This window comes from Streptomyces sp. NPDC002088 (assembly GCF_040296605.1).
Taxonomy (GTDB): Bacteria; Actinomycetota; Actinomycetes; order Streptomycetales; family Streptomycetaceae; genus Streptomyces.
Genome location: NZ_JBEOXO010000027.1, coordinates 63814 through 80862, shown reverse-complemented (window position 1 = coordinate 80862; position 17049 = coordinate 63814). Strand labels below are relative to the sequence as shown.

At 71.8% G+C, this 17049-nt stretch carries 16 protein-coding genes; 7 read left to right on the top strand and 9 right to left on the bottom strand.

Annotated elements, in window-relative coordinates:
- Window positions 1–95: 95 nt before the first annotated feature.
- Complete coding sequence (locus tag ABT114_RS39985) at window positions 96–1514, bottom strand: HEAT repeat domain-containing protein (RefSeq protein WP_351149105.1); 1419 nt, start codon at window positions 1512–1514, stop codon at window positions 96–98.
- Window positions 1515–1836: 322 nt separating this feature from the next.
- Window positions 1837–2229 carry an ankyrin repeat domain-containing protein gene (locus tag ABT114_RS39980; protein WP_351149102.1) on the bottom strand — a complete coding sequence of 131 codons (393 nt, stop codon included), beginning with the start codon at window positions 2227–2229 and terminating at the stop codon, window positions 1837–1839.
- Window positions 2230–2555: 326 nt separating this feature from the next.
- Between ABT114_RS39980 and ABT114_RS39975 the strand changes: the two genes are divergently transcribed.
- On the top strand, window positions 2556–2750 hold the full coding sequence (locus ABT114_RS39975) for a hypothetical protein (RefSeq protein WP_351149100.1): 195 nt from the start codon (window positions 2556–2558) through the stop codon (window positions 2748–2750).
- A 40-nt stretch (window positions 2751–2790) separates the two neighbouring features.
- Window positions 2791–4377 carry a hypothetical protein gene (locus ABT114_RS39970; protein ID WP_351149097.1) on the top strand — a complete coding sequence of 529 codons (1587 nt, stop codon included), beginning with the start codon at window positions 2791–2793 and terminating at the stop codon, window positions 4375–4377.
- A gap of 58 nt (window positions 4378–4435) precedes the next feature.
- On the opposite strand, the gene ABT114_RS39965 is transcribed toward ABT114_RS39970, so the two are convergent.
- Window positions 4436–5935 carry an SCO1417 family PLP biosynthesis transcription factor gene (locus ABT114_RS39965; protein WP_351149094.1) on the bottom strand — a complete coding sequence of 500 codons (1500 nt, stop codon included), beginning with the start codon at window positions 5933–5935 and terminating at the stop codon, window positions 4436–4438.
- Between the two features lie 64 nt (window positions 5936–5999).
- Here ABT114_RS39965 and yczE point away from each other — a divergent pair, with 64 nt between their 5' ends.
- The 4 genes from yczE (at window position 6000) to ABT114_RS39945 (ending at window position 9500) form a co-directional block, all read left to right on the top strand.
- On the top strand, window positions 6000–6689 hold the full coding sequence (yczE, locus tag ABT114_RS39960) for a membrane protein YczE (RefSeq protein ID WP_351149092.1): 690 nt from the start codon (window positions 6000–6002) through the stop codon (window positions 6687–6689).
- The gene (locus tag ABT114_RS39955) at window positions 6686–7453 is read left to right on the top strand and encodes a glycerophosphodiester phosphodiesterase family protein (protein WP_351149090.1); all 768 of its coding nucleotides are present in this window, start codon (window positions 6686–6688) and stop codon (window positions 7451–7453) included. The genes yczE and ABT114_RS39955 overlap by 4 nt, the downstream gene beginning before the upstream one ends.
- 58 nt (window positions 7454–7511) lie before the next feature.
- Window positions 7512–8858 carry an MFS transporter gene (locus ABT114_RS39950; protein WP_351149087.1) on the top strand — a complete coding sequence of 449 codons (1347 nt, stop codon included), beginning with the start codon at window positions 7512–7514 and terminating at the stop codon, window positions 8856–8858.
- Window positions 8859–9125: 267 nt separating this feature from the next.
- The gene (locus ABT114_RS39945; protein WP_055637205.1) at window positions 9126–9500 is read left to right on the top strand and encodes an RNA polymerase-binding protein RbpA; all 375 of its coding nucleotides are present in this window, start codon (window positions 9126–9128) and stop codon (window positions 9498–9500) included.
- Between the two features lie 249 nt (window positions 9501–9749).
- Here the strand turns inward: ABT114_RS39945 and fxsA are convergent, their stop codons facing one another.
- The 4 genes from fxsA to ABT114_RS39925 form a co-directional block, all read right to left on the bottom strand.
- Complete coding sequence (gene fxsA / locus ABT114_RS39940; RefSeq protein WP_351149084.1) at window positions 9750–10304, bottom strand: FxsA family membrane protein; 555 nt, start codon at window positions 10302–10304, stop codon at window positions 9750–9752.
- A 146-nt stretch (window positions 10305–10450) separates the two neighbouring features.
- Complete coding sequence (locus tag ABT114_RS39935) at window positions 10451–11260, bottom strand: polyprenol monophosphomannose synthase (RefSeq protein ID WP_351149081.1); 810 nt, start codon at window positions 11258–11260, stop codon at window positions 10451–10453.
- A gap of 541 nt (window positions 11261–11801) precedes the next feature.
- Window positions 11802–13418, bottom strand: coding sequence for an amidohydrolase (locus ABT114_RS39930; RefSeq protein ID WP_351149078.1), 1617 nt, complete (start codon window positions 13416–13418; stop codon window positions 11802–11804).
- Window positions 13419–13464: 46 nt separating this feature from the next.
- On the bottom strand, window positions 13465–13905 hold the full coding sequence (locus ABT114_RS39925; protein ID WP_004002750.1) for an Lrp/AsnC family transcriptional regulator: 441 nt from the start codon (window positions 13903–13905) through the stop codon (window positions 13465–13467).
- 268 nt (window positions 13906–14173) lie between these two features.
- Between ABT114_RS39925 and ABT114_RS39920 the strand changes: the two genes are divergently transcribed.
- A complete protein-coding gene (locus ABT114_RS39920) occupies window positions 14174–14608 on the top strand; it encodes a uroporphyrinogen-III synthase (RefSeq protein ID WP_351149074.1) in 435 nt (144 codons plus the stop codon).
- Window positions 14609–14618: 10 nt separating this feature from the next.
- On the opposite strand, the gene ABT114_RS39915 is transcribed toward ABT114_RS39920, so the two are convergent.
- Both ABT114_RS39915 and ABT114_RS39910 read right to left on the bottom strand, forming a co-directional pair.
- Window positions 14619–15713 carry a phosphotransferase family protein gene (locus tag ABT114_RS39915; protein ID WP_351149071.1) on the bottom strand — a complete coding sequence of 365 codons (1095 nt, stop codon included), beginning with the start codon at window positions 15711–15713 and terminating at the stop codon, window positions 14619–14621.
- Window positions 15714–15724: 11 nt separating this feature from the next.
- Window positions 15725–16828, bottom strand: a complete 1104-nt coding sequence (locus ABT114_RS39910) for an Rv3169 family protein (RefSeq protein WP_351149069.1) — start codon at window positions 16826–16828, stop codon at window positions 15725–15727.
- Between the last annotated feature and the right edge of the window lie 221 nt (window positions 16829–17049).

Below are 17049 nucleotides of genomic sequence, written 5' to 3'. Positions count from 1 at the left end.
CTTTCCGAACGAGGAACGTCCCATGAGCGTTGCGCTGCACACCCGAGCAGGTCAGGCCGCGTCCATGCCCGCCTGACCCGTGGGTCATCCCGTGTTCACACTGTGGGGGCGTCCGGTCCGATCCGGCTGCGTACGGCCGTCTGGACCTCGTCCTCCTCGGCCGGGTCGGCGGCGAGCCGACGCAGGCGCTCCACCACGCGGGCGTCACCTGTCTCGGCGTGCCGGGCGGCGACCTCGCGGGTGGACTCCTCGCAGTCCCAGAGGCACTCGACGGCGAAGCCGGTGGCGTAGGAGGGGTCGGTGGCGGCCAGGGCCCGGGCGCAGCGTCCCCGTAGGTGGGACGAGGCCGTCTCGCGGTAGATGTGGCGCAGGACGGGGGCTGCGCAGGCGATGCCGAGCCGTCCGGTGCCGTCGACGAGGGTCCACAGGGTCGGCGCGTCGGGGCCTTCGCCACGTACGGCTTCGCGCAGGGCTCCGAGGACCAGGTCGCTGTCCTGGGCTCCGCCCCGGCAGGCGAGCACGCGTCCGGCGGCGGCGCCGAGCGGATCGGGCCGGCGGGCCCAGCCGCGTGCCCGGTCGACGGCGGCGATACTGCGCATGCGTTCGAAGGCGTCGACGGCGGCCTCCACGACGGTCGCCGAGCCGGTGGCCACGGCCCCCTCGATGAGGTCGAGGGCGTCGGTGTCGTTGCTGTCGGCGAGGTAGCGCAGGGCGGTGCAGCGGGCTCCGTCGTCGCCGTCCTTGGCGGCCTGGACGATCTCGGGGCGGTCCTCGGGACCTGCCACGGCGACGAGGCAGCGGGCGGCCGGCACATGCAGCGCGGCACCTCGCTCGATGCCCTGCTGGGCCCACTCGAAGACGGCCCGCACACTCCACCCCGGACGGGGTCCGCTGGGCCGCATCTGCCGTTGCCAGCGGTCGAAGCAGCCGGCCTCCTGGGCGGCACGCACGCGCGTGGAGATGTACTCGCGCGGATCCTCCGCCCACAGCCGCCAGGGCCGGGGCTCGAAGGCGTCGCGGACCACGACGGCCAGTTCGGCCTCGCCCTCGGCGTCGGTCGCGAACCGTGTCAGTACGGGGGCGGCCAGCGCGCGCAGACCCGCGTCGTCGTCGCGCAGCGCCAGTTCGTCCAGAGCCCAGGCCCAGTTGGAGCCGGAGGCGGCGTACCTGCGCAGCAGTTCGAGGGCGTCCCGCCTGCCGTAGGAGGCGAGATGTCCGAGTACGGCGAGGGCCAGCCCGGTACGTGACTCCTCGGTGTCGAAGACGTCCTCGACGTCGAAGAGATGGGCCTCGATCTCGTCCAGGTCGCCACCGAGATCAAGGTACAGGCGGGCGTAGTACAGGGAGCGGTTCTCCACCTGCCAGTCGTGGCGGGGGTCGCGCAGCACACAGTGGTTCAGGGCCGCGAGCGCTTCGGCGCGCGGGGCGGTGAGCGCGTGCAGTGTGCCATCGCCGCGGCCCCGCTGGAGCAGGCCGAGCAGCGTACCGCTGGGCGCTATGACCGGATCGAACATGGGAAACAGCCTCACATCAAGCGTCGACGCAACCGGGGACGTGCATTACCTGGCCGCGTGACAACACGTCGGGGCGCCCGCCGCTTCCTGCTTGCTGTAGACCATTTTCCTCTGCCTCTCGTCGGTGGCCCATGCGGACCGCATCACGGCCCGCGCGGTGCGGCAACACCTGCCCAGCCATCGCGTCCGTGAATCACGACGTCATGATGACTCGGCAGTTCAGTCTGCCGCGACCGAAATTTCCGGCGGCCCCGTTCCGCCTCCCCCGTGTTGGCTGTCGTACCTGATCAGGAAGTCTGTTCTGCCTGCTCAGAGGCCCGGCTCAGCTCGCGCCGAACAGCTCGAGCAGCTCGGCCTTGCCGAACATGCGTGCCGTGTCGATGGCCGAGGGGGTGCCGGCGGCCGGATCGGCGCCGCCCTCCAGGAGGGCCTTGATGACCCCCACCTCCCCCTTGAAGACGGCTCCGGCGAGCGGGGTCTGGCCTCGGTCGTTGACCCGGTCGGCCTCGGCCCCGCGGGCCAGCAGCGCGCGCACCGCCTCCGCGTGACCGTGGTACGCGGCGAGCATCACCAGGGAGTCACCACGGTCGTTGGTGAGGTTGACCGGAACGCCCGCGTCGACGTACGCCACGAGCGCCTCCGTCTGCCCCTGCCGAGCCAGATCGAAGATCTTGGTCGCCAGCTCCACGACCTCGGGGTCGGGGGCATCAGTCATCGGCCGGACCGCCTCTCGCTACGAACGCTTCGAACGTTGGGAACTGTGGGGACTGTGGGAAGCAAGCGTACGGCCGCGAGAAGTGCAGCCGTATGGGTGAATCGCCAGCGTACTGGCTCGGTGCGCACATGACGGGACCCGGCCGAGGCAAGGATCACCACGAGACCCGTTCGACGCAACACTCCTGCTCAGGCAGGCCACCAGACCTTCCGCCATACAGGGGGAATCAACCGGAATTCACCCAGTTGCACCTTTTATAGTATGGATACATCCTGTGATCCTGGAAGTACTCATGGTGACTGTCCCCACAAACCAGGAGAACCCAAATGATCCTGTCCATGTCAGGCGTGGTCCTGCTCGGCATCGTCGTCTTCCTCTTCTTCCGCAAGGACGGCCTCAAAGCGTCGCACTGCATGGTGTCGACCCTGTTCGGCTTCTACCTGGCGAGCACCGCCATCGCCCCGAGCATCACGGCGGGCGGCGAAAGCCTGGCGAGCCTCCTCGGCGGCATCAAGTTCTGACCCCGCCCCTGTCGTCCGCACGCACCTTCAGGAGACCGCAGTGGCCCGGCGCCCCCTCCCCCGCATTCTGAGCAACGGCAGCGCGCAGATCGCCCGGGGCCGGGAGCTGGCCCGGACGGCGGCCGACAGCGCCACCGACGTCCTCCACCCGCTGATCACGATCACCCGCGGTCTGCGCCGGCTGGCCTCGGCCGGGCGGCGCAAGGTGGCCGAGACCCCCAAGGACAAGCGGGGGCCGCTGCTGTTCCTGGTGGCCTCGCTGGTCATGGTCGTGGCACTCATGCCGTACGGCCCGCTGCTCGCCGTCATCACCCTGATGGCGGCGGCAGCCTGGCAGGGCCGGGACCGCAGTCCGTCGGAGCCCGAGGGCCCGAACGAGACCCAGGCGCAGCGCCTCCAGTCGCTGCACGAGGCCCTGGTCCCGTACTTCTCGACCGCCGAGGACCCCTCCCCCCTGTACGCCCACGGCGGCGACTGGGAGAAGACCTTCCCGTCGTTCGAGTTCGACGACACGGACCGCGTCACACATCTCGTGATCCGCTATCCGGCGTACTTCACGGACGGCGAGGCCGAGTCGCGCGCGCGGATCGAGCACCTGCTCACCGCGAAGTCGGGCCGCGGCCGTGAGTACCACTTCGCGTGGGACGAGGAGGGCAACCAGGTCACGGTCACGGTCCTCGCCCCGCTCCCCACCGACATCGCCGCCCAGCGCTTCGTCACGGCACCGGGCGAGACGGTCCTCGGCTTCACCGACCCCACCCAGGTCCAGCGCACGCTCCCCCTCGCCTACGGCGAGGAACAGCGTGACGTTCCTCCGGTGGTCTGGCGCACCGGCATCCGTTCCACCGAACCGCACCTGCTGGCGGTGGGCCAGCCCGGCAGCGGCACCTCCACCCTGCTGCGCTCCGTCGCGCTGCAGGCCCTCCAGTACGGCGACGTACTCATCGTCGAGGGCGGCAGCACCGGCGAGTACGCCTGCCTCACCGGCCGGGACGGCGTCCTGGCGGTCGAGTGCGGGCTGGCCGGGGCCCTGTCCAGCCTGGAGTGGGCCGCCCACGAGACGGAACGCCGTCTGATCTCCACCAACCGCGCCCGCCAGGAGGGCAACCCTCCGCCGGAGGACACCAAGCGGCCCCTGTGGATCATCCTCGACCGCCCGAGTGCGTTCACGCACCTAGCCGCCGCCGACGGCCGCAAGGACCCCCAGTCCCTGCTCCAGGTACCTCTGCGGCACGGCCGCGCGGCCAACGTGACGGTGGTCGTGGCCGAGCAGTTCGACAGCCTGGACACGCTCAGCGACGCGGTACGCCAGCACACACGCGCGCGTGCCGTCCTCGGTCCGGCGACGGCCCAGCAGTTGGAGGCCGTCCTGGGCGCTCCCCCGCACACGACCCCCGTCGCCCACGTCCCGCCCGGCCGCGGGTACGCCCGCCTGGGCGCGGGCCCGGTGCACCGCCTCCAGGTCCCGGCGACACCGGATCCCTACGACGACGCGACCTCCGACACCCACCGGCAGGCCGTGGTGGACCTCTTGCCGCCGCGCTCCGCGCCGGCGGAGGCGGAGCCCAAGGCGGTGCCGGTTCCGACGGAGCCGGTCGCGACGAAGGCGGTGGTGGAGCAGGCGTGACCGCGGGCGGCCGCCATTGCCTGCCCGCGCCGCCAGCGGTCACGCCTCCACAACGGCACTACGCCACGAACGTACGCGGCGCCTCCGTCCCCGCCGTCCCCCCGCTCTCCACCAGCCGCGCCGCAGCCGCCAGCCGCACGGCGGCCTCCTCCGCCACCGCTCCCCCCACGGTGAACGGCAGCCGCACATACCCCTCGAAGGCTCCGTCCACGCCGAAGCGCGGCCCCGACGGCACCCGCACCCCGACCCGCTCCCCCGCCTCGGCGAGCCGCGACCCGGACAGTCCGCCGGCCCGCACCCACAGCGTGAGCCCGCCCTTGGGCACCTCGAACTCCCACGTCGGCAGCTCCCGCCGTACCGCCGCCACCAGCGCATCTCGATTGTCCCGGGCCTGAGCCCGACGCAGCTCCACGGCCTGCGCCCAGCCACTCGTACTGAACAGCCAGTTCACGGCGAGCTGCTCCAGCACGGGGGTACCCAGGTCGGCGTACGCGCGCGCGGCGACCAGGCTGCGAATCACGTCCGGAGCCGCGCGGACCCATCCGATGCGCATCCCCGCCCAGAAGGCCTTGCTGGCGGACCCGACGGTGATCACCGTGGACCCGGCGGTGTCGAAGCCGCACACCGGCCGGGGCATCTCGACGTCGTCGTCCAGCCACAGCTCGGTCATCGTCTCGTCGGCGACGAGCACGGTGCCCGCCGAGCGGGCCGCCTCCACCAGCCGCCGCCGCTGGTCCTCGTCGGCGAGGGCGCCGGTCGGGTTGTGGAAGTCGGCGACGACGTAAGCGATGCGCGGCGCGGCCTCCCGCAGCACCTGACGCCAGCGGTCCACGTCCCACCCGGTAAGCCCCTCGGCCATCGCGACGGGCACCAGCCGGGCGCCCGCCTCCCGCATCAGCTGGAGGATGTTGGCGTACGACGGTGACTCGACCGCGATGCGTTCGCCGCGCCCCCCGAAGAGGTGACAGATCGCGTCGATGGCCCCCATGGCACCGGTCGTCACCATGATCTGCTCGGGCATGGTCGGGATCCCGCGCGCGGTGTAGCGCTCGGCGATCATCGCGCGCAGCGCGGGCAGTCCGGCCGGATAGTCGCCGTGCGTGTGGGCGTACGGCGGCAGCTCCTCCAGGGCGCCCTGCACGGCCCGCGTGAGCCACGGCTCAGGAGCGGGAAGCGCCGCGCAGCCGAGATCGATCACCGATCCCAACGCCTCGGGCGGCAGGGGCTCGAGGCCGCGCGCGGGAAGCGGGTTTCCGGCCGGTACGGCGGTCCAGCTGCCCGCGCCGCGCCGGGACTCCAGGAAGCCCTCGGCGCGCAGCGCCTCGTAGGCGGTGGCGACCGTGGTGCGGCTGACAGCCAGGGAAAGGGCCAGTTCCCGTTCGGCGGGCAGGCGAGCGGCGACCGGCACCCGGCCTTCCAGCACCAGCAGTCGGATGCCGTCGGCCAGCGCGCGATAGGCGGGCGGACGGCGCGTGCCGGGGCCCGCCGGGCGGTCCTGCTGCGACTTGAGCAGCCGGGCGAGCTGAGCCGCACCCACCGCAGAGGTCCACTGCGCCATAAATATCAGTCCACCTTCCCCGAATTGGCCATGGATGGCCCTTCTTTCCAAGCCACAGAGTGGCATGCGTCAGGCCACTACCACCACCCGGGGGGACCCCTTGTCCACATCACGGCGTCTCGGACGACGTCTGATCCAGCTGTACGCCGGTCTGGCGCTCTACGGCGCGAGCTCCGCGCTCCTCGTCCGGGCGGGCCTCGGTCTGGAGCCCTGGAACGTGCTCCACCAGGGTCTAGCGGAGCTCACGGGCCTGACGATCGGCGTCGTCTCGATCGTCGTGGGCGCGGCGGTGCTGCTCCTGTGGATCCCGCTGCGCCAGCGCCCCGGCCTCGGCACGGTCTCCAACGTGTTCGTGGTCGGCCTCGCCATGGACGGCACACTCGCACTCGTCCCCGAGGCGGACGGCCTGGCCGCAGGCGTCGCGCTGCTGCTGACCGGCATCCTGCTCAACGGCGCGGCCACCGGGCTCTACATCGCCGCACGGTTCGGACCGGGGCCACGCGACGGGCTGATGACAGGTCTGCACCGCCGTACGGGCCGATCGATCCGCGTGATGCGGACGGCCGTCGAAGTGGCCGTCGTCGTCAGCGGCTTCGCCCTGGGCGGGACCATCGGTGTCGGCACCGTCCTGTACGCGGTGTCGATCGGCCCTCTCGCCCAGCTCTTCCTGCGTGTGTTCGCCGTTCCGTCGGCATCCGACGGCAGCACGGTGGTTGCCGCCGGGACACCCCGCGGAGCGATACTGCGTCCGTGACCACGCCCATACGCCACCCGTACCTGGACCACCCCGGCCCGCTCGCCTTCGCGCACCGCGGCGGGGCCGCGGACGGGCTGGAGAACACCGTGGCGCAGTTCCGGCGCGCGGTCGCGACGGGCTACCGGTACATCGAGACCGACGTGCACGCCACGCGGGACGGCAAGCTCGTCGCCTTCCACGACGCGGCGCTGGACCGGGTGACCGACGGCGCGGGCCGGATAGCGGACCTGCGCTGGGAGGACGTACGGCACGCGCGCGTGGGCGGCAAGGAACCGGTGCCGCTGTTCGAGGAGCTCCTGGAGACTTTCCCCGAGGTGCGCTGGAACGTCGACATCAAGGCGGAGCCGGCGCTGCACCCCCTGCTGAACCTGATCGCCCGGACCGACTCCTGGGACCGGGTCTGCGTCGGCTCGTTCTCCGAGGCGCGCGTCGTGCGCGCCCAGCGGCTGGCCGGGCCCCGGCTGGCGACGTCGTACGGCACCCGGGGGGTGCTCAACCTGCGGCTGCGCTCGTGGGGCGTGCCGGCCGCGCTGCGCCGCTCCGCCATCGCCGCCCAGGTGCCCGAGTCGCAGTCGGGCATCCAGGTGGTGGACCACCGCTTCGTGCGCGCCGCCCACGCGCGCGGGCTGCAGGTGCACGTGTGGACGATCAACGAGGCGGATCGGATGCACCGGCTCCTTGACCTGGGAGTCGATGGCATCATGACCGATCACATCGACACATTGCGCAAGGTCATGGAGGACCGGGGCGTCTGGGTCTGAGCCCGGAACACCGGCCACACCCTTCGCACGCACCTTCAGCGGGGAAGCGGAGGCACGGATGGGCACCGACACCGTGCGGACGGCGGCTGCCGACGAGGCCGCCGACCGGCGGCGCGAGCAGCGTGGCTGGTATTTCTACGACTGGGCGTGCTCCGTCTACTCGACGAGCGTGCTCACCGTGTTCCTGGGCCCCTATCTGACGTCGGTCGCGAAGGCGGCCGCGGATGCCGACGGGTACGTCCATCCCCTGGGCGTCCCGGTGCGCGCGGGGTCGTTCTTCGCCTACTCGGTGTCCCTGTCGGTGATCGTGGCCGTCCTGGTGATGCCGCTGGTCGGTGCCGCCGCCGACCGCACGGGCCGCAAGAAGCCCCTGCTGGGCGCAGCCGCGTACGTGGGGGCCGCGGCGACGACGGGCATGTTCTTCCTCGGCGGCGACCGGTATCTGCTCGGCGGGGTCCTGCTGATCGTCGCCAATGCCGCGCAGTCCGTGGCGATGATGCTCTACAACTCCTACCTGCCGCAGATCGCCCCGCCCGAGGAGCGCGACGCGATCTCCTCCCGGGGGTGGGCCTTCGGGTACGCGGCGGGCTCCCTGGTCCTGATCGCGAACCTGGTGCTGTACCTGGCCCACGACTCCTTCGGTGTCTCGGAGACCACGGCAGTACGCATCTGTCTGGCATCGGCGGGCCTGTGGTGGGGCGCCTTCACGCTCGTACCGCTGCGACGGCTGCGCGACCGCCGTTCGGCACCACGGGAGGCCACCGCTCCCGGGCTGCGGCAGCTCGCGGCGACCGTCCGCGACATGCGTCGCCACCCGCTGACCCTGTCCTTCCTGCTCGCCTACCTCGTCTACAACGACGGCATCCAGACGGTGATCTCGCAGGCGTCGGTCTACGGCTCCGAGGAGCTGGGGCTCGGGCAGTCGACGCTCATCGGGGCCGTGCTGTTGGTCCAGGTACTGGCGGTGGCGGGTGCGCTGGCGATGGGGCGGCTGGCACGGACGTACGGAGCGAAGCGGACGATCCTGGGCTCACTGGTGGCCTGGACGGTCACCTTGGGAGCCGGGTACTTCCTGCCGGCCGGCGCGCCGGTGGGTTTCTTCGCACTGGCGGCCGCGATCGGACTGGTGCTCGGCGGCAGCCAGGCGCTGTCCCGCTCACTGTTCTCCCATCTCGTCCCGCCCGGCAAGGAGGCCGAGTACTTCTCGGCATACGAGATGAGCGACCGGGGCATGAGCTGGCTGGGCCCGCTTCTGTTCGGGATCACCTACCAGCTGACCGGAAGTTATCGGGACGCGATCATCTCGCTGGTGATCTTCTTCGTCATCGGGTTCGCGCTGCTCGCGCGGGTTCCGGTACGGCGGGCGATCGGCGACGCGGGCAATCCGGTACCCGAGAAGATTTAGCGCTCAACGCGAAAGGGCGGTAGTGTACGCGTTTGGCCTGCCAGGCGTACCGTTACTGCGCGTCAAAGATACCGAAACGCTGGGTGACATCTGCTAGCAGATGTGACAAACCGGGCGCTGGTGGGTACAACAAGGGGCGGCTACGACGGCGACGCATGACCCGGAACGAGACCCGGAACGGGAATCTTTACCGCCGACCGGACGTTGACCGGATGACGACGACAGCGACACCTGTCCTGTGGGCGACAAGCCCGGGAGGCACGATTCATGAGTGAGCGAGCTCTTCGCGGCACGCGCCTCGTGGTGACCAGCTACGAGACGGACCGCGGCATCGACCTGGCCCCGCGCCAGGCCGTGGAGTACGCATGCGAGAAGGGGCATCGTTTCGAGATGCCCTTCTCGGTCGAGGCGGAGATCCCGCCGGAGTGGGAGTGCAAGGTCTGCGGGGCCACTGCACTCCTGGTGGACGGCGACGGCCCTGAGGAAAAGAAGGCCAAGCCCGCGCGTACGCACTGGGACATGCTGATGGAGCGGCGCACCCGCGAGGAACTCGAAGAGGTCCTCGAGGAGCGTCTGGCCGTTCTGCGGTCCGGGGCGATGAACCTGGCGGTTCATCCCCGCGACAGCCGCAAGTCCGCGTAGTCCCTGCGGGGTCTGGGCGGGTTTACAGCACACGCAAACGACCGCGGGCGCCGTACGGGAAGTTTCCGTACGACGCCCGCGGTCGTTTCCGTGCCGGGGCTCGGCGGGTCACCCGCGCCCGCGCTCAGCCTGTCGCCCGTGCCCGTGCAATGCGGGACACCCTCGCTGAGCCCGTCACCCGCGCCCGTCACCGCGGGTCACCCCTGCCCGCGCCGCGCCCGTGCAATGCGGGTCGCCCCCCGCCCGTGCTCAGCTCGTCAGCGGCGGCCGCGGCTCCTGCGACGCGGTGCCCGGCTCGTCCCGGATGACCTCGCCCTGGACGACCTTGCCGTCGGGGCGGTGGATGCGGGCCTGCTGGAAGGCGTCGCCGAAGGTGCCCGGGGTGGCCCGGCGCAGGGTGCGGTCGAAGGTACGTTCCGCGTAGCGGCTGAGGGCCTTCTGGACCGGCGGGATCAGCAGGAGCAGACCCACCGCGTCCGAGATCAGGCCGGGGATCATGAGAAGCAGGCCGCCCAGCATCATCAGGCCGTTGCCGCTGCCCTTCGACGGGGAGCCGCCGCGCTGCAGTGCCTCGTTCAGGTTCTGGAAGGCGCGCCGACCCGCCCGCTTGATGACCACCGCACCGAGCACGAACCCGGCGAGCAGCAGCAGGAACACCGTGAAGCCGCTCGCCGCGCCCGCGACCACGGTCAGCAGCCAGATCTCCAGCACCAGCCACGCGGCGACGCCGAGCGGCAGGAAGGTCCGCAGCCGGGAGTGCGGAGGCCGGGCGGAGGAGGAAGGGGTCGGAGCGCCTGTCGTCATGCTTCCAGTGTGCCCGGGCCGGGCTCAGTGCGGGATAAGGGGTTGATCAACGGCGCCCGTGAGGTCGTACGGCGACTGCTGTGACCGCGTCCACGGCTACCGCCGTGCCCACGTGGCGCGGCTACCCGTGTGACCACGTGGCGCGGCTACCCCTGTGGCCGCTGCGCCGATCCGCCCCGGCCCGTGATCTTGTCGACCCGCTCCCCCACGCCCCACGCGGTGACCCGCCACAGCGCCTCGACAAGGATGTCGCGGCTCATCTTGGAGTCGCCGAGTTCACGCTCGACGAAGGTGATGGGGACCTCGACGACGTGGTAGCCGGCCTTGACCGCACGGCGGGCCAGGTCGACCTGGAAGCAGTAGCCCTGGGAGGAGACCTCGTCCAGGCCGAGACCCTCCAGGGTCTCGCGGCGGAAGGCCCGGTAGCCGCCGGTGATGTCGCGCAGCGGCAGGTCGAGGGCGAGGCGCGAGTAGAGGCTGCCGCCGCGGGAGATGAACTCGCGGGACTTGGGCCAGTTCACGACCCGGCCGCCCGGCACCCAGCGGGAACCGAGGACGAGGTCGGCGCCCTTGAGCGCGGTCAGCAGGCGGGGCAGCTCCTCGGGCTGGTGGGAGCCGTCGGCGTCCATCTCGATCAGGACGCCGTAGTCGTTGTCCAGACCCCAGCGGAAGCCCGCGAGGTAGGCGGCGCCCAGGCCCTCCTTGCCCTTGCGGTGCAGCACGTGGACGTGGCCGTCCTCGACCGCCAGCTCGTCCGCGAGTTTGCCCGTGCCGTCGGGGCTGTTGTCGTCGGCCACGAGCACGTGCGCCTCGGGGACCGCCTTTCGCACCCGGCCGACGATCGCTTTGATGTTCTCCGCCTCGTTGTAGGTCGGGATGATCACCAAGGCCGTGCCGAGCGGACCGAACTGCCTGCCCCGGGCCTGTCCCGCGAGGGTCCCGTCGCCGTCGTTCACTGCTGCCCCTTCATGTCCATACGCAGAGGTCCACCATAGTGGCCGCGGCCTGCGGTGACGTGACAGCACGTTCGTATGGTGGTGTCGATTCCACAAGAGTGGGGTAAGAAGGTCCCTTTGGGCTCGTATGTACGCGCGCGTGCGGCGGATGGGGGCCCGGCGCCCTTCGGGCCGACCTGGGACCCGCTGGCTGCGGGTCGACCGAAAGCCGTTGTCTACTGAGCACCGGGCCCCACCCCGGTCACACCTTGCCGACCGGCCGGAACGTTCCCTCGTCGGCGCGGACGCTGAGCCTGGCTCCCAGTGGCGGTGCCCCGGTGCGGCACACCGTCCCTGACCCAGCGGCGCTGCGGCGAGTGCGCGGACGTTCCCCGGTCGGGCGTCCGGTGGTGGACTCGGCCGAACCTACCGGCCCCCCGCCGTCGGCTGTCAACAGCCGTTCGACCTGCGGGTTCTCCCTGAACATGCTGGTCAGCGCGGAGGATGCGCAGGTCGCGCAACGGTCGGCGGCGGGCAGCCGGCGCCGGGCAACCCCGGGAGATCACTCGCCCGGCCGTACGAAAACCGTCCGCCCGCCCACCACGGTGCGCAGGCACACGGGAAGGTCGGCGCCCGGGGTGAGGTCGGGCAGGCCGGGGGTGCCGGAGCGGGGGTCGGTGGACCAGCGCGCGACCCGGTCGTCGGGGGCCTGGACGACGAGCGCGTCGGTGCGCCACACGGCGTAGTCCGCGGGCGCGCCCGGCACCAGGACGCCCGCGTCGTCCCGTCCGATCGCTCGCCAGCCACCGCGCGTATGCGCCGTGAACGCGGCGCGTACGGAGACGCGGTGCTCGGGGGTGCGGTGGAAGGCGGCGGCCCGCACCGTGCCCCACGGGTCCAGGGGCGTGACCGGGCTGTCGGAACCGAAAGCGAGCGGGACACCGGCGCGCAGCAGGGCCGCGAAAGGATTCAGCGTCCGGGCCCGCTCGGCGCCGAGGCGGTGGGCGTACATGCCGTCCTCGCCGCCCCACAGCGCGTCGAAGGCGGGCTGCACGGAGGCGGTCAGGCCCAGCTCGGCGAAGGCCGCGACGGTTTCCGGGGTGAGCATCTCGGCGTGCTCGACGCGGTGGCGGGCGGCTCGGACGCGGGCCAGGCCGACCTTCTCGGCGGCTGCGCGGACACCCTCGACGACCGCGGTCACCGCGGCGTCGCCGATCGCGTGGAAGCCCGCCTGGAGGCCCGCCTCGGTGCAGGCGGTGACGTGCGAAGCGACCGCGGCGGCGTCGAGGTAGGCGGCGCCGGTGTGGTCGGCGTCGGTGTAGGGCTGGTGCAGGCACGCGGTGTGCGAGCCGAGGGCGCCGTCGACGAACAGGTCCCCGGCGGCGCCGATCGCGCCCAGCTTCCGTGCCTTCTCGACATCCTGCTCGGCCCAGTACCCGACGACGCGCGGACCCGGCCCCTCGGCGGCGAGCCGCAGCAGGCCGGTGAAGTCGTCCTCGGAGGAGATCTCCGGGCCGCCGCACTCGTGGACGGAGCCGATGCCCAGGGAGACGGCGTGGGCGAGGGCGGCGCGCTGGGCCTCGGTGCGCTGTTGCGCCGTCACGGCTGCGAACGCGGCGGCGCGGACGACGTGGTGGGCGTCGCGGGTGAGGGGTTCCATGTCCCTGAATCCCGCCTTGGACCGTGTGTCCGGTGCCAGTTCCAGCAGGGCGGTGGTGACGACGGCCGAGTGGACGTCGATCCGGCTGAGGTAGAACGGTCGGCCGCCGGCGACCGCGTCGAGTTCGTCCCGCCGGGGAGCGCGCCGCTCGGGCCAGCGGGCGGCGTCCCAGCCGTGACCGAGCAGGACCCGGTCGTGAGGCCGGGCGGCGGCGAAGTCCCGTACCAGGTCGAGTGCCGCCGCCAGGGAGGGAGCGCAGGACAGGTCGAGGCCCGTCAGCGCGAGCCCGGTGGAGGTGCTGTGCACATGCGCGTCGGTGAACGCCGGAGTGACCAGGGCGCCGTCCAGGTCGATCACCTCGTCGACACCGTCCGCGAAGGCGTCGGCCGCGCCCTCGGAGCCGACCCAGGCGACCTGGCCACGCTCCACGACCATCGCGGTCGCGAACGGATCGGCGGGGCTGTGGACCTCTCCGCGGCGGAGGAGGACGGTCTTCGGTTCGGCGGTGCGCTCACTCATGGGGACAGTCTCGCGCCTCACCTCGGCGGCCCCGCACGCAGGTGGGTCAGATGCGCGGCGGCCGCGCCTCGTACGGCGTCGAGAGCACCACCGTCGTCCGCGTCGACACCCCCGCCAGCGACCGCAGCCGCGCCAGCAGCTCCTCCAGTTCGTGCGGGGTCGCCACCCGCACCTTGAGGATGTAGTTCTCGTCGCCCGCGACACTGTGGCAGGCCTCGATCTCGGGGACGCCGGCGAGGCGGTCGGCGATGTCGTCGGGGGCGCTGGGGTCGAACGGTTTCACCGAGATGAAGGCGGTCATGGGCAGCCCCACGGCCTCGGGGTCGACGACGGCGGCGTAGCCGCGGATGACGCCGCGCTGCTCCAGCCGGCGTACGCGCTGGTGCACGGCCGACGTGGACAGGCCCGTGGCCTTGCCGAGGTCTGTGTAGCTCATCCGCCCGTCCTTGACGAGCAGCTGCACGATCTGACGGTCGAGCTCCTCCATGGCGCAAGAACCTACAGGGCGCTTGATCTCCTCCGATACCTGAGCGGCCCAGGTCATACCCGGTTCGTGATGTGGCCGAGAGCCGCCCGTGAGCCACCTGGGGGACAAATCCACCGCGCGGGGCACCTGCGGGCGGCATGTGACGAACGCCACAGCACGTGAGCCGTCTCCGTGATGTTCTCGTGATTACCGCCGAGACCGGGCGGGAAGTGCTTGCTGTGGTCGAGGCCGCAGTGCCTTCACGGCCCAGCCCGAGGGGGAGAATCCCATGCAGAGTCTTAAGCGCCCTGGTCGTACCGTGCCCAAGCGGCAGCATCCGGTTGTCGAGCCCACGCCGGAGGGCGTCGAACCCGACGACTTCGACGCCGACGAGCTCGACGCGTACGACACCTTCGAGATGTACCGGGTGATCTGCCCGGACTGCGCGCAGCCCATCGCCCTGCTGGCGGACGAGGAGGTACTGCCGGAGCACGCGCTGTGTGCCTCGCCGTGGAACCCGTTCGGGCTCACGGTGTGCGCCGGTACGGGCCGCGAGGCCGCCGCGGCGCAGCCCGCGGACGAGTCCGTCGAGCCCCAGGAGCAGGACACCGCCCTGCTGTTGACGCTCCCTCAGGGACTCGACTGGCGGACGCAGCCCTTCTCGCACGTCGGCGGCCCTGGCTCGCGCCCGATGCGCGTGCCGGCGATGCGCCGGGCCGCCTGAGCCGCCTCGCTCAATCCCAGTAGCTGCCCTGCACCATGGCACGCAGGCTGCCGTGGTGCAGGATCAGTGTGTCCGGATTCGCCGGGACGGCGACCTCGCCGAAGTACGCCTGGCGGTAGGCGACCCGCAGCATGACGATCGCGTGTCTGAGCGCCGCGTACAGGGTGTGGAAGTCCATGTCGCGCGGTGTGTGGCCGGTGAGTTCGGCGTACCGCTCCTCCACCCGGTCGCGCCGCAGGAAGTCCGGCAGCCCGCGCTGCCCGGACGCGACCGTGAGGTCCTGGAAGAAGCGGTGCAGGTAGATCGTCCAGCCGAGGTCCACCTCGCGCGGGGCGAGCGCCGCCATCTCCCAGTCGAGCACGGCCGCGGGTTCGAAGCCGTCGTAGACGACGTTTCCGATGCGGGCGTCGCCCCAGTTCAGCACGGGTGTGCCCGGATCGCGGGGCCAGAGCTCCTCGATCCGGTCGAAGGCGTCCTCGATGAGCGGTGAGCGGGCGAGACCGTCGACGACCCAGTCGTAGTAGGCGCGTTGTGCGGTCACATGGCGGCGCAGCACGTCGCCCTGCCCCGGCGACGCAAGGAACTCCGCCTGCGCCAAGGGGATTTGGTCGTGCAGCCGGGCGAGCAGCCCGACCGTCGCGGCCTCCAGGCGCGCTCGCTCCATGTCGCTCGCCGCGTGCAGCCAGTTCCCCTCGTACGTGTACGGCATGACGTCGGGCGGCACGCGGCCCTCGACGCGCTCCATGACGAAGAAGGGCGCACCGAGCGGGCCCGGATCCTCCTCCAGCCACAGCACCCGGGGAACCGGGAGGTCCGTGCGGTCGGCGACCAGGCGCATCGTGCGGTACTGGCGGGTCATGTCGTACACCGGGAACACCGTGTACGCGGCCGGGTCCGCAGCAAGCCGCAACGCGCAGGCTCGGAAGGGTCGTTCGGGGTGGTCGATGTCGAAGAGCAGGGTCTCGCTGGACATGCCGTTGGACGCGGGGGCGGTGACTCCGGTGGCCTTGGCGCCGGGCAGGCGGGTGCCGAGCCAGGCGGTGAGGCGGCGGGCGAGATCCTCCGGGTCGCGGGTGGTCCTGCGAAGGCGGGGTCTGGTGGCCATGTGGTCGCCCCCTACGGTGCTACCGAGTCGAATCCGGTGAAGCCGCTCGGATCGTGGCGGCCGAAGGAGCCGTGCTCGAAGATGCCGTACCCGACCTTGCCGTCCAGCCGGAAGCGGGCCGCGTGGTCGGTGACGCCGTAGGCGGCGAGGGGGTACGCGGAGGGGTCCGAGAGGTCGTAGGTACGGCTGTCGGTCCAGCCGGGCCCTCGCCAGGTGCCGTGCTGCCAGTCGTCGGCGGGCGGGTAGCCCGCGCCGACCGCGAGCGGGGAGGAGGTCAGGATCTCCGCCTCCAGCTCCAGTGGCTTGCGCGGGTCGCCGAGGTGGATGAGGGCGCGCTCGGGGTGGCGGGTGCCGGAGCGGTAGGTGATCTCGGACTGGGGCCAGCCGAGCTGGCGGTCGCGGTGGCCGGGACGGACGAGGGTGGCGTCGTTCAGGGAGCGGTAGCCGTCGGCGTCCTCCTGGGTGATGACCATCAGGAAGCGGTCCTCGAAGCGGACCGGGCACCAGATCCAGTGGAAGCCCTCGGTCGCGTGGTCCTGCGCGAGCCGCCCGCCGTCCTCACCGGGGACGGGCCGCACGCCCCAGCTGCGGTCGCGGGTGCCGGTCCACTCCGCGGCGGTCACCCGGAACTCCTCGCCGCCGGCCCGGACCACGCCCTCGACGCCGCCCGCCTGCACGAAGCGGCGGCCTTCGAGCGTGAGCCGGTCGCCGCGCCGCTGGACGTGGTGGGGTTCCCACAGGGCGGGGAAGCCGGCGGTCCAGGTGAGGTCGTACGACAGTGAGTCGTCGCACGTGAGGCGCAGCCGGCGCAGCGGCTCCTCGACCTCGATGCGCAGCGGTCCGACCGCGAGCCGCATGCGGTCGTCGCCGAGGGCGTCGGAGGCCCGTACCGCGTGCAGCACGTCACCGGTCCGCAGTGTCGCGTAGGCGTCGATCACCCCGAGGTTCGGGTAGACCCCGAGTCCCAGGATCAGCAGGGCGCGCCCCTGATGGTCGAAGACGTGGAAGATGCAGCGGTCGTAGGCGTTCCGGTCCCCGGTCGCGACGTGCTTCATCGACAGGGGCACCTGGTGGACGGGGTACTCATCGAGCGGCACCGGACGGTCGTCGGCCATGACACACCTCTCTGGACGCAACGAATTGACGGTACGTCAGGTGTGCATCGGCGACCAGACCGCGTGACGGCCCGGAACCCCGGGGGGCACAGCGCGAACTCACGGTCGATTACGCGGGCAGGTGACCTGTCAACCCGTCGCCGCGTTGCCCGGGTATGACCCCCACTCAGTCGGCGCCCGGCCGTCTGCGGCGCGTATTCGTCCCGGCGCCCGCGGAATCG

What these genes read in the sequence shown, in the direction of transcription:
- yczE (WP_351149092.1), top strand. Translation starts at nt 6,000, where the DNA reads ATGCGTCAGGCCACTACCACCACCCGGGGGGACCCCTTGTCCACATCA.
- ABT114_RS39925 (WP_004002750.1), bottom strand. Translation starts at nt 13,905, where the DNA reads ATGGAGGAGCTCGACCGTCAGATCGTGCAGCTGCTCGTCAAGGACGGG.
- ABT114_RS39950 (WP_351149087.1), top strand. Translation starts at nt 7,512, where the DNA reads ATGGGCACCGACACCGTGCGGACGGCGGCTGCCGACGAGGCCGCCGAC.
- ABT114_RS39980 (WP_351149102.1), bottom strand. Translation starts at nt 2,229, where the DNA reads ATGACTGATGCCCCCGACCCCGAGGTCGTGGAGCTGGCGACCAAGATC.
- ABT114_RS39930 (WP_351149078.1), bottom strand. Translation starts at nt 13,418, where the DNA reads ATGAGTGAGCGCACCGCCGAACCGAAGACCGTCCTCCTCCGCCGCGGA.
- ABT114_RS39965 (WP_351149094.1), bottom strand. Translation starts at nt 5,935, where the DNA reads ATGGCGCAGTGGACCTCTGCGGTGGGTGCGGCTCAGCTCGCCCGGCTG.
- fxsA (WP_351149084.1), bottom strand. Translation starts at nt 10,304, where the DNA reads ATGACGACAGGCGCTCCGACCCCTTCCTCCTCCGCCCGGCCTCCGCAC.
- ABT114_RS39915 (WP_351149071.1), bottom strand. Translation starts at nt 15,713, where the DNA reads ATGGCCACCAGACCCCGCCTTCGCAGGACCACCCGCGACCCGGAGGAT.
- ABT114_RS39975 (WP_351149100.1), top strand. Translation starts at nt 2,556, where the DNA reads ATGATCCTGTCCATGTCAGGCGTGGTCCTGCTCGGCATCGTCGTCTTC.
- ABT114_RS39910 (WP_351149069.1), bottom strand. Translation starts at nt 16,828, where the DNA reads ATGGCCGACGACCGTCCGGTGCCGCTCGATGAGTACCCCGTCCACCAG.
- ABT114_RS39945 (WP_055637205.1), top strand. Translation starts at nt 9,126, where the DNA reads ATGAGTGAGCGAGCTCTTCGCGGCACGCGCCTCGTGGTGACCAGCTAC.
- ABT114_RS39920 (WP_351149074.1), top strand. Translation starts at nt 14,174, where the DNA reads ATGCAGAGTCTTAAGCGCCCTGGTCGTACCGTGCCCAAGCGGCAGCAT.
- ABT114_RS39985 (WP_351149105.1), bottom strand. Translation starts at nt 1,514, where the DNA reads ATGTTCGATCCGGTCATAGCGCCCAGCGGTACGCTGCTCGGCCTGCTC.